Origin of the sequence: Cyclonatronum proteinivorum (genome assembly GCF_003353065.1) — a bacterium.
GTDB lineage: Bacteria > Bacteroidota > Rhodothermia > Balneolales > Cyclonatronaceae > Cyclonatronum > Cyclonatronum proteinivorum.
On the sequence record NZ_CP027806.1, the window covers coordinates 4,023,089 to 4,034,734 of the forward strand.

Consider the following 11,646-nt stretch of genomic DNA (forward strand, 5'->3'; position numbering starts at 1 on the left):
CAGGCCACCCGATACTTTATCACAAGCCCGACACCCGCTGCGTCAATTGCACCCGGCGGGTGTTTTTTTGGGGGAAACTCCGTGAACATCAGGAGTTTGGGCGGCAGATTACGGCATCCCAAACCTAAGCTTAAGCCCTTGCTTTTTGGGGAGAAATATCCAAACACCACAGCCAGACGACCTCTCCCGCCTCTTTTTGAACATTACACACCCGCATTGTGCTAACAGACAGCCCGGTATCAGATACAACACGACCCGCGTACTTTACCGGATGATACAACAAAGCAGCTTATTCTGATCGCACGCCTGACCTGCCCGGCGCTGCTTTCATCGGAGTATTCAGGGTGTTTATCGAATTATTCTCCGGAACCCATGCGCTTCTTTGTATCTTATTTTCATACGTATTTTTCCTGATACATCCCCCAATCCAATACCAAAATCTCCTTAAAGGCATGAAATTCCCAGTCTATCTGCTCATAACAGCCCTTCTGATTTCGCTCGGTTCCCTTTCTGCATGTGACAGCTATTCTCCGGGCCCGGACACCTCTCAACCGGTCGAGAGCAGTGAAGATTTGCGGGTTCCTGATTCCTTTGACTGGCGCACACAGCGGGATATCACATTCAACCTCACAGGTTACGAAACAGGACTCGTTCAGCTTGTTGATGAAGAAGGCACGACCTATCACCGCGCTAATCTGATCGACACACAGGAATACAGCTTCAGGCTAACGATTCCGGCTTACATGAAGGAAATCACCGTACGCTACAAAGGCCATGAAAAGAAACTACGCCTCGATCAGCCCGAAATTTCACACACCTTCCAGCCATAGGTTAATCATTCTACCCCGTTTTTCGCTCAACCGCAACGCTATGCCGGCCTGAGCATGTCTTTCCCCACTTTTTCTGAATCCCGGCACCGACAAATACTAAGCGAACGTAAAATACCCCTGCTATGAAATTCCCTGTTACGTCCTATTCCCTGCTACCTTCTGCTACTGCTTCAATCCGTCACCTGAAATCAATAGCCTTCATTTCAGTAAGCCTGCTCTTTTGGACTTTTGGCTTTTCTTCAGAAGCCCGCGCACAAGTCCCCATCAGCAGCATTAGTGCAGTGTACACTTCGGTTGATGACGCAAGTAACGACTACAGCGCCGGAAGGTTCAGCTACTTCTTCAACACCGGCAGCGAAAACGACCTGCTCTTGCTCAATGTCGAAGCTGCGGGAAGAACCTTTACGCCGGCCCTTTTTGCTAACCGCATTGAAATGCAGCGCGTCTCCATTCCGGGTATCCCCGACGAGCGCGAGATATTTTACTATCAGGGCGAAGTCACGGGCAACAATGTCAACCTGAATCCGGGCTACATCAGCAGTATGCAAGAAGCCCTGCTTAACCCGATCATGAACCGGGGTGTTGATAACATTTTCCAGAACACCGGCGACAACAGCAGCAACGTAAACAATGTGATGCGGCTCGATTTCATTTTTGATGACGGCATAGAAGTCCCGGCCCTCGTTGCTGAAGAAGGCTTCATCATCAAAGAGCGGGGCGGCAACGATCGCTTCCGCATAGCTGCCATCACCTCCCTCGATGCCAGCGGCAACCCGGCGAGCTTCGCACCAGCCGTTCTGGTGGAAGCCAGCGACTGGGGACCTACCGGCTACAGCTTTCGCACACAGGTTATGCGCCGCCCGAACCCCAACGTACCCGCTGAGCAAAGTGCAAACGTAGGCCCGCAGCCTATGTCCGGTATTCTCTTTACTTTCGAAATCCTTGGATTAAGCCCGGGACAAACCATTTACGGCTACTCCATAACCGCCGGCGACGCCCCAGCCAACAGCGCCGATTGGTTTGATGTCAGCACCTTCCCAACCAATACCAACGCTACCGATGGCGGCCTCGATATCGCAGCTGGTGGCGCCTATTTCTCTGCAAATCCCGTAATCGTAGCCGAAGACGATTTTTACTCCATCGGCATCCAAACCACTCTCGAAGGGTCTGTAGGCGACAACGATACTTTTCAGCCCGGTTCCACCTTCGCACTCGAAGCCGAACCCGCAGAAGGCGTCCTCACCTTTAACCCCGACGGCACCTTTACCTACACCCCTGATCCCTTTTTCGAAGGCACCGACACCTTCACCTACAGCCTGTGCCTGCCTGATCCGCTCAGCTATCTTTGCGATACAGGAGAAGTCAGCATTTCGGTTGAGCCAAGCCTTACCGGTATCATCAATTTCTTCCCTGCGTCCGGACCCGGCACCCTTGCTTTTGAAGACCTCTGGCCTGCAAAAGGCGACTTCGACTTCAACGACATGGTCGTGGATTATCAGTTTCAGATCTCTTCCAACAATCAGAACATCGTTGAGCGCATTGAAGCCGTCATTGTACTGCGTGCCTTTGGCGCAGCCTTCCGCAACGGCTTCGGCTTTCAGCTTTCCGAAAACATACAGCAGGATGACATTGTCGTGAGCGGCTTCAGCCTCACCGAAGATTTTATCACGCTCAATCCCAACGGCACCGAGGCCGGGCAAAGCAAGCCCACCATTATCGTGTTTGACAACACCTACACCCAAATGCAGCATCCCGGCGCAGGCACCGGCGTCAACACTGAGCCGACTGCCCCCTATGTGCAACCCGCCGTATTCTTCATCACCATCGAATTTGTGGGCGGCAGCTACACCTACAGCGATGTGGATATTTCGAGCTTCAACCCCTTCCTGATCGTAAACGGCAACCGCGGACGCGAAATACACCTGCCCGGCTACCCGCCTACAGACCTCGCAAACATGGATCTTTTCGGCACAAGCGATGATCGTTCAAGTCCTTCTCAAAACCGCTGGTATGTGACAAAAAACAATCTACCCTGGGCCATCAACCTCATTCACCGCTTCGATTACCCCGTTGAGCAGGCAGATATTATTGACGCCTATCCCCGCTTTATCGACTGGGCGCAAAGCGGCGGCACACAGTTCCAAGACTGGTTCAGCAACACCGCAGATCAGTACCGAAACTGGGAGAAAATCTTCATCGAAGAATAAACCGCCCCCGTACTTTCTTTCAAAAGCCTCCGCGCACCACATTGTTCGCGGGGGCTTTCTTATGTACGGCAAGGTCAATCGGAACCCGCTTGTCTGCCCGAAGACTGCCTGTGTTTTTTTTGGGGAAAACCCCGTGAACATCAGGAGTTTGGGCGGCAGATTACGGCATCCCAAACCAAAGCTTAAGCCCTTGCTTTTTTGATGAATCCGGAATAAAAAGAAGCTGCAAAGCCTGAACGCTACCCGGTCAGATTCGGCCTGCCGCACATCTGTACCCGAAACACACGACCTGACCGTCAAAAAGAGAGCGGGAGAAATTTCATCACCCGCAGGGACGCATTAAGCCCGATCAGAACTGCGGAATGATGGCCATCTCCGGCGGCTTATGTGGCAAACAACACATCACCATCTTTCCGATAAAAAGAATACATCATAGAGCAGTCAGATGTCGTTAATTGCCCGGCAAAACCAATAGCCCCGTACATCCCGAAATAAAGCCGTCATTCCTGTATCACGCGCCAAAGTTCTTTATCTGATTTCGCAACCCCATGAACCTCGTCCTGCTTTCCCTGCTGCCTTTTGTAGTCCTTACCTACCTGCTGCTCGTCAAAAAAGTAAATGCCGGGCTCACCATGCTGGCTGTGTACCTGCTTACCGCAGCGCTGCTATTTTTCTTTTGGGATGCCGCGCCCGAACTGCTGATTGCCGCGAGCCTGAACGGACTGGTTATCGGCACAGAGCTTTTTCTCATCATTATCGGCGTGCTGCTGCTGTTCTTCCTGCTCAAACACAACGGACGTCTTGATGACCTGCAGCAGTTCTTCATGGATTATTCCGACGATACCCGCATCCACATCATTTTGATCGGCTGGTTTTTTGTTTCCTTTCTGGAAGGTGTCGCTGGTTTCGGTACGCCGGCTGCTATTGCCGCGCCATTGCTTGTCGTGCTCGGGGTGCGACCGCTTATTGCGGTTATTCTCACCCTTATGGCAGATAGTGCCGCCGTAGCTTTCGGGGCGTTTGGGACTACGATGGTGGTGGGCATTGCAAGCGCTGCCCCGGAAGCCGATCTCGCGGCCGTGTCCGCGACCGCGGGAATCGTCACAGCTTTTGTTTCCGTGTTCATTCCGCTGGCCATGCTGTATGTGCACAGCCGCCTCGCGGAAATACCGCTCACCCGAAACTACATCTTATTTGCGCTGGCCTCAGGTGCGGCCTTTGCGGTGCCCTTCATGCTTACCGCAATCTTTCTTGGTCCCGAGCTGCCCTCAGTAGCAGGCGCCGTTGCCGGACTCATCCTGATCATGCTGCTGCTCCGGCTGGGTTTATTTTTTGGCAATCCCAAAAAGCTGCCCCCGGTGAAGCCGGTTGTGGGCGCGCTTTTTCCTTACGCTCTTGTAGTGGCATTGCTGTTTGCCTCCCGTGCCAACCTGCTGGGCTTCGGCGACCTGCTTCGTTCAGCAGGTACGACCCTTATTTTTACGGAAGAAATCACGCATACCCTCAGCGCCTTTACGCCGGGCGTGCTTATTCTCATTGCCTTTGGCGTCGCCTACGCCATGCAGCCCAATCGTGCAAGTTTTGAAGCCTTCGGTAAAGCCGTTCCGGCCCTGCTCGTGCTGCTGCCGACCTTAGCATTCGCGCAGCTTATCATCACAAGCAGCCTGACGGATGAACCCGGCATACCGGAGCTCGTGGCTTCTCTCTTTGCCGGTACCGGTTATCTGTACCTGCTGTTCGCCACGGTAATCGGGGCTTTTGGCACCTTCATTGCGGGCAGCGCTACCGTCTCAAATCTAATGCTTGGTGCCGTACAAGCCTCCGCTGCCGGGGTTAACGAATTGCCCGACACACTCATTTTAGCCCTGCAGGCCGCCGGTGCAGCCGCCGGAAACATGATCGCGATTCATAACATCGTAGCCGTTCTCGCTGTGGTACACCTGCAGGAAGGCCTGCCGGTCATCATCAAAAACAACTTCCTTGTTGTGGGCGGTTTTGTGCTGTTTACCGCGCTCGCTGCCGCTGTCTATTTGTTGTTATAAAATCTATGCTCAGCGCTCCATGGTCTGCTTTTACCTGTTTTACAGCAATCTCTCTTTTCGAAACCATTCACGTGCTGCTGCCCAAAAAAAAGAGGGATTCGGATCATCACATAAAATCGGTGATGTACCCGAATTCCTCTCTTAAAATCGTATGCTCTAGTTCAGGCTGTTCTTGTAAATCCGGCCGTTCTTCATGATGATGACGAAGTTGGTATCAGGGTCGCGGATGAGGTCAATATCCTCAAGCGGATTGCCTTCAACAAGCAGGAGGTCCGCCAAAGCGCCTTCTTTAACAACGCCAAGGTCACCGGGGTAGGGGTTACGCTCGCCGGAAAGCTGCAGGATTTGCGCGTTATTGGAGGTCGCCATCACCAGCAGTTCAGCGGGTGTGAACCAGCGGCTTAACTTCGCAAGCTGTGCCCCCTGATTACGGTTACCGGCCGGGTTGAAGAGCATATCTGTTCCCCAGGCGACGCGCACATCGTGCTTTCTTGCAAGCTCGTAAGCGCGCTCAGTTCCTTGTGATACCAAAATCTGCTTAAGGCGGCTCGGGCCGGTTTTCGGATTCGCAAATTCGTCATCAAGAAAAGGCTGCAAACTCCACCACACATCGTTTTCTGCCATCATGATAACTGTCTCCTCATCGAGCAGCTGACCGTGCTCAATACTCCTGACACCGGCCCGGATGGCCATCTGCACCGCTGCAGGGGTGTAGGCGTGAATCATCACATAGGTGCCCCAGTTTTCGGCGGCCTGTACCGCTGCACGGATTTCATCGTAGGTGTACTGCACGGCATCAAGCGGATCGTACATGGAAGATACACCCCCGCCGCCAGCTAATTTGATGTGACTTGCGCCAAGCATCAGCTGTTCGCGTGCACGGCGGGTGACTTCGTTTACGCCATCAGCAATTGCAGAGACCCCCATTACTTCCGTGTGTGAAAGGGGAGATTGCTCGGTACGCGGCACTTCATGCGGCATGCGGAAATCGCCATGCCCGGCTGTCTGACTAATCATGGCACCGGCGGGGTAAATCCGGGGACCCACAATCAGGCCTTCATCAATAGCACGCTTCAGGCCGAATACAGGGCCGCTCGCATCACGGAGGGTGGTGAAGCCACGCATCAGCGTTTTTTCGGCTTCTACGGCATTGGTGATGTGAACATAGGCCGGATCGGCGGTCATGGCGGCCATCATCGGCATGGACATGAGAGCGGCATGCGCATGTGCGTCGATCAGACCCGGGATGAGCGTGCGCCCATCACCATCAATGCGGGTCACGCTCACATCATCGGGTACGGAAATAGCTCTCGTGGAAATGCTGTGGATTTTATTTCCCACTACGAGCACGTTCCGGTTCTCGTGCAGGCTGTGACTTTCGCCATCAAATACATTGACATTGGTAAATAGCACGCCCGTTTGCTGGGCCTGAACGCTGTTTGCCTGAAGCAGTAGCAAGCAAAACAGCAGCGGTGTTAGAAGCACGGTAGTTAATTTATGTTTCATAAGATGCTTATTTGTTGATGATGTTTAAAATAATAGCCAACTCATAATATCAATTATGCTCGTCTTAATGAAAAACTATTTTGACCTAAGCCCGTCATTTCGGGTCTGATACTTGTTACGTTTTCAGTACCAGTCGTGCAGCTTTCATAGAATGGACTTTTTAGGTATGTGTATGCTGCTGAGGTGTCCTACAAAAAAATTGTGGCCCATCCATTACTCAAAACAAAAATGCCAACTGAATAGAAGCAGCTTGACCCAACACAGCACAAAAGTCTGTTTAAGCTACATATAAGGCTGATGCTTATGATGAGCCGAACAGCCTGCCTTACCGACTCATATTACAGGCCTATTCAAACCACATTCCTACCAGCCCAATTACCCCCTGTCTTTTTTTTACACAAAAAAGCATTTGTTTTTATTCTATCTTATAAATACATTTATTAACCAATAATATCTTTTTAAAGATACAGATTATACATAAAGCGTAAACAAAAAGCTGCCCTAAGTAGCAGCAATCAACATACGCCCTGCTAAACTTTTGTACAGTAAACTTCGCGGTCACATATAGTGTTGATTGAATTACGTATTTTGAGCAATTGCTCCATGTATTGGCTATCGACATGTCTTACAAATAGTAATATCTCATAGTCCTTAGCTTTTAGTCTGCTTTTTACATTCACATTGCTTTTCATCGCCCCAATAAGCATTGTTTTATCTCATCTCGCATTTATGCAGCCTCACTATTTACTGAACGAACTTAAAAGTTTATTTAAGGATACAGATACACTGCTCAATATGCTGGATTCCGGGCTGGCCGACGGGATCTGGTTTTTGGATTTGGAGAACCCAGATCACCAATGGTTTAGCGATCGCTTCTGGGAGGCGTTGGGCTATGACAGCGCTGAAATGCATCAGCACCCTTCCGCATGGATGGCACTGGCTGATCCCGAAGACACCAACCGCATTTCACGCTCTCTTGATGAGGGCAAAGTTGCTAAAGACTATCGCTTTGATGAAGTAATCCGCTTCACTCACAAATCCGGACGCTATGTATGGATGCGCTGCGTAGCGCGTCCGGTTTGTGACAAGCATGATAAACCCGTCAGGCTGCTGGGGTTTCACCATGATGTGAGCAGCGAAATAATGCTGCAAAAATCCAAAGAGCTGGAAAGCGAACTGATCAGGCATGGGTTCAAATCGCCTGAGGACGGCTACTGGGAACTTCGGGTACATGATGGCAGCGTCTTTTGGTCGTCCCAAATGTATCATATTCATGGGGTGGACTACGATTTCCCACTTTCGCTCGATACAGGCCTGAACTTCTATTCCGAAGATGATCAGCAAAAGCTCGGTGCGGCCATTCAAAACGGCATCAATAATCCCGGCCTTACAAACACCCTCGAGCTCACCTTACATCCGCGTTTGAGGGACCCCATACCGGCACTGATTTCATTCAAGTGTGTTGAAGTAGCGCATCCGGGAGAAACAGCAGAGCTGTACCTTATCGGAACTTTTGAAGCACTGGGTGATGAACAGCAAACGAATATTCAGCTCAAAAAAAGGCTGAGTGAAATGGAAAAGCAGGTTTTTATTAGCAGTCAGACAATGAACATGGGCTTGCTGCAGTTCAGCAAAGATCTGTCACGCATACGAAGCTGCGGCTATCTTCCTGTGCTGTTTGACATTCCGGAAGGACAGAACACGGCCGTTCACCTCAAGCGAAAACTGAAAATTATTCAGGACGGGCGTCAGAATCTGTTCCTGCCCGCAGTAGTGAATATGATTGATATGCTCGAGCCTGCGGTCGGAGAACAGCACTGGCTGGGTGATTTTCTGCTGCAGTATGCAAATAAGGGGAAGCGCAACTGGTTTAAAACCTACCTGAGGGTTGGGCAAAACGACGATGGGGAACTGGTCTATAAGCTGGTACTCCACAATATTGATGACGAAAAGCGGCGTGAGCTTGCCAATCTGGAGCAGCAGTATTTTCTGGAGCGCTCGCAGACCGTTTCCGGTGTAGGGCATTTTGTCATATACCTGGAGCAGGGCACGTGGGAAGGTTCACCTGTTATGCTTGATATTTTGGGGGTCGATGACAGCTTTGAAAAATCTGTTCATAACTGGATTACACTGCTCACCCCGGAGTTTTCAGAGAGCGTGCCCAAAGCGTTTTATGAAGCTGTGCAAGCACAAACTTCCTTCTACACAACCTATCAGATTGTTCGCCCCCGTGATGGCGCGCTCCGGTGGGTTAAAATCAGCGCCGACTTCGTGAACCGGGAAAATTTTTACCGGACAAGTTCCGAACCAACTTTTGTGGGTACCATACAGGATGTAACCGATCAGATGGAGTACACCCGCAAAATCGAAGAACAAAACGCCTTTCTCCGTAAACTGGCTTGGTCGCAGTCGCACGAAGTCCGCGCGCCCCTTGCCCGCCTGATGGGCGTAGCTGAGGCCCTGCAGGACATGAATCCGTCTGATCCCGACACCCAGATGTTTTACGAAAGCATTCTGCCCACCGCTAAAGAGCTGGATGAAGTCATCACAAAGCTCAACAACCGCATCAATACCTTCGAAAAAGCTTTCGGCAAATCCCTGCGCACAGACGACTGAACCGCAGCTGAGCCAATTACCGCACGGGCTGCCTGAATACCCGCGGGCCCGTTCCGTCTGTCCCTGACGCACACCCTTTTTTATGGGAAATTTCGGGGATGTACCATTCAGGAAGCAATGCTGACGGGCTAATTTGTCGCTTGCCAGTCCCTGGTTAACACATCCTTACCCCCGCCCCCATCCTTCAGCATTAAATTTGAGGTTGCAGCCCTAAGCCGTATTTTGCGGAACATGAAATATATCCCGATTCGACTTTTGTCATCCCGCACTTAATCATTTAAAAATAATTTCTTACGCTTTATGTCAACAGCCTATTTTGAAGTCCCCAAACCCTACAATGAGCCATACCTGAGCTATGCGCCCGGCACGCCTGAGCGCGACAAACTGAAGCAGGCCCTTTCAGAGCTTCGCGCGAAGGAAGTAGAAATTCCGGTCATCATTGGTGGCAAACGCATATTCACCGGCCGCACGCAGGATGTGGTGATGCCACACAACCACAAGCACAAGCTGGGTGTAGTGCACAAGGCGGGACCCGAAGAAGTGAAACTTGCCATCGCAAGCTGTCTTGAGGCCCGCGAAGCCTGGGCGAACATGCCGTGGGAGCACCGGGCGTCCATCCTGCTTAAGGCCGCAGACATCATCACCGGACCCGAGCGCTACCGTGCGAACGCGGCGACCATGCTGGGGCAGTCCAAAACCCCGCATCAGTCCGAGATTGAGGCCGTAGGCGAGCTGGCCGATTTCTTCCGCTTCAATGCCTACTACCTCACCCGCATCATGGGCGATCAACCCTCCTCCCCGAAAGAGACCTGGAACCGGGTCGAATACCGCGGCCTGGAAGGCTTCATGTTTGCCGTAACGCCCTTCAACTTCACGGCCATTGCGGGCAACCTGCCGACCTCCATGGCGCTCTGCGGCAACGCGGTAATCTGGAAACCGGCCACAAGCTCCGTGTACTCCAGCTATTTTGTGATGGAAGTGCTCGAGCGTGCCGGCATGCCTCCGGGCGTGATCAACTTCCTGCCCGGCGATGGCGCAGATGTAGGCGACGCTGTCTTCGCTGATCCCAACCTGTGCGGGCTGCAGTTCACCGGCTCAACCGGCACCTTTCAGCGTATGTGGCACACCATTGGCTCCAACATACAGAACTACAAAACCTACCCGCGCATCGTAGGCGAAACCGGCGGCAAGGATTTCATCTTCATGCACCCAACCGCCGATGTACGCGAAGTTTCGGTTGCCGCCCTGCGCGGTGCCTTCGAGTTTCAGGGACAGAAATGCTCGGCAGCCTCCCGCATGTACGTGCCCGCTTCCAAATGGGACGCCCTGCGTGAAGACCTGCTGGCCGAAGTCGCACAGATCAAAATGGGCGATGTGGAAGAGTTCGACACCTTCATGGGTGCCGTAATTGATAAGAAAGCCTTCGACAGCATCACCCAATACATCGATCATGCCAAGGGAAGCGATGAGGCCGAAATTCTGGCCGGCGGCCGCTACGATGACAGCGTGGGCTTTTTCGTTGAACCGACCGTGATTCTCACAAGCAATCCGCGCTTCAAAACGATGGAAGAAGAAATCTTTGGTCCGGTGCTCACCATCTACGTCTATGAAGACGACAAGCTGGATGAAGCCCTCACGCTTTGCGACACAACCTCGCCCTATGCCCTGACCGGCGCCATTTTCGCCAAAGACCGCTACGCAGTGACCATGATGGCCGACCGTCTGCGACATGCGGCGGGCAACTTCTACATCAACGACAAGCCGACCGGCGCCATCGTGGATCAGCAGCCCTTCGGCGGCGGACGTGCATCCGGTACCAACGACAAGGCCGGCTCCATGCAAAACCTGCTGCGCTGGCTCTCCGCCCGATCCATCAAAGAAAACCTCAATCCGCCCACCGACTGGCGCTACCCCTACATGGGCTAAGCCGCTAAAAATCAGGAAACACACACCATACCCGGCTCCGAAAGGATGTCCGGGTATTTTTTTGTGAAGGATGAACACCCCTGCCCGCTGCTGCTGCCAATCCCTTACACCTGCTTTAGTAGGACAGTTTGAAGTTTTTTATCGATGGATGGCTTCCCAAACCTGATCCAATTTCAGGGCATAAAAAAACCCCTGTGAGAAAGAGCTATCACAGGGGTTCGGAAATCTAAAAAAGTTCGGGGTAAGCTAACCGCATCGCGCCGCTACGACCTCCTACCGTTGCTACCTTCCGGTCCTGGCGGAGTTCAGAGGGAGCTGGCCGTGCAGCACTTACCCCGAACTTTAAATATAAGACCAAATGGAGCTGAAAGCAAGAGGGTTTCTGGTTTCTGGCTTTTGGCTTTTGGCTTTTGGCTTTTGGCTTTTGGCTTTTGGCTTTTGGCGGTATGTTACAAAATTTTCTGCCTTTGTTCTGAATGATGAAATGAAACACTGATTGATGATTGGTGGTCGGATGTA

Annotated in this window: 7 protein-coding genes and 1 other RNA gene; 6 read left to right on the top strand and 2 right to left on the bottom strand. The window is 52.0% G+C overall.

What is annotated here, in order from left to right; translation table 11 throughout:
• Positions 1-452: 452 nt before the first annotated feature.
• The 3 genes from CYPRO_RS15345 to CYPRO_RS15355 all read left to right on the top strand — a co-directional run bounded on the left by CYPRO_RS15345 (position 453) and on the right by CYPRO_RS15355 (position 5,079).
• On the top strand, positions 453-830 hold the full coding sequence (locus tag CYPRO_RS15345; protein ID WP_114985455.1) for a hypothetical protein: 378 nt from the start codon (positions 453-455) through the stop codon (positions 828-830).
• Positions 831-952: 122 nt separating this feature from the next.
• On the top strand, positions 953-3,037 hold the full coding sequence (locus tag CYPRO_RS15350) for an LruC domain-containing protein (RefSeq protein ID WP_114985456.1): 2,085 nt from the start codon (positions 953-955) through the stop codon (positions 3,035-3,037).
• A gap of 548 nt (positions 3,038-3,585) precedes the next feature.
• Positions 3,586-5,079, top strand: coding sequence for an L-lactate permease (locus CYPRO_RS15355; protein ID WP_114985457.1), 1,494 nt, complete (start codon positions 3,586-3,588; stop codon positions 5,077-5,079).
• A 156-nt stretch (positions 5,080-5,235) separates the two neighbouring features.
• On the opposite strand, the gene CYPRO_RS15360 is transcribed toward CYPRO_RS15355, so the two are convergent.
• Positions 5,236-6,585: a metal-dependent hydrolase family protein gene (locus tag CYPRO_RS15360; RefSeq protein ID WP_114985458.1), complete on the bottom strand. Its 1,350-nt coding sequence runs from the start codon at positions 6,583-6,585 to the stop codon at positions 5,236-5,238.
• A gap of 729 nt (positions 6,586-7,314) precedes the next feature.
• On the opposite strand from CYPRO_RS15360, the gene CYPRO_RS15365 reads away from it, so the two are divergent.
• Together CYPRO_RS15365 and pruA are read left to right on the top strand one after the other, a co-directional pair.
• Positions 7,315-9,201, top strand: coding sequence for a PAS domain-containing protein (locus CYPRO_RS15365; protein WP_114985459.1), 1,887 nt, complete (start codon positions 7,315-7,317; stop codon positions 9,199-9,201).
• Between the two features lie 300 nt (positions 9,202-9,501).
• Complete coding sequence (pruA, locus tag CYPRO_RS15370; protein WP_114985460.1) at positions 9,502-11,127, top strand: L-glutamate gamma-semialdehyde dehydrogenase; 1,626 nt, start codon at positions 9,502-9,504, stop codon at positions 11,125-11,127.
• Positions 11,128-11,363: 236 nt separating this feature from the next.
• Here pruA and ffs read toward each other — a convergent pair.
• Positions 11,364-11,463: signal recognition particle sRNA small type (ffs, locus tag CYPRO_RS15375), an RNA gene on the bottom strand.
• A gap of 22 nt (positions 11,464-11,485) precedes the next feature.
• On the opposite strand from ffs, the gene CYPRO_RS16650 reads away from it, so the two are divergent.
• Positions 11,486-11,623: a hypothetical protein gene (locus tag CYPRO_RS16650; protein WP_164682857.1), complete on the top strand. Its 138-nt coding sequence runs from the start codon at positions 11,486-11,488 to the stop codon at positions 11,621-11,623.
• Positions 11,624-11,646 lie beyond the last annotated feature (23 nt).

Bases quoted from the DNA above. Each gene is read 5' to 3' on its own strand.
- CYPRO_RS15345 (WP_114985455.1), top strand. From the start codon at position 453: ATGAAATTCCCAGTCTATCTGCTCATAACAGCCCTTCTGATTTCGCTC.
- CYPRO_RS15350 (WP_114985456.1), top strand. From the start codon at position 953: ATGAAATTCCCTGTTACGTCCTATTCCCTGCTACCTTCTGCTACTGCT.
- CYPRO_RS15355 (WP_114985457.1), top strand. From the start codon at position 3,586: ATGAACCTCGTCCTGCTTTCCCTGCTGCCTTTTGTAGTCCTTACCTAC.
- CYPRO_RS15360 (WP_114985458.1), bottom strand. From the start codon at position 6,585: ATGAAACATAAATTAACTACCGTGCTTCTAACACCGCTGCTGTTTTGC.
- CYPRO_RS15365 (WP_114985459.1), top strand. From the start codon at position 7,315: ATGCAGCCTCACTATTTACTGAACGAACTTAAAAGTTTATTTAAGGAT.
- pruA (WP_114985460.1), top strand. From the start codon at position 9,502: ATGTCAACAGCCTATTTTGAAGTCCCCAAACCCTACAATGAGCCATAC.
- CYPRO_RS16650 (WP_164682857.1), top strand. From the start codon at position 11,486: ATGGAGCTGAAAGCAAGAGGGTTTCTGGTTTCTGGCTTTTGGCTTTTG.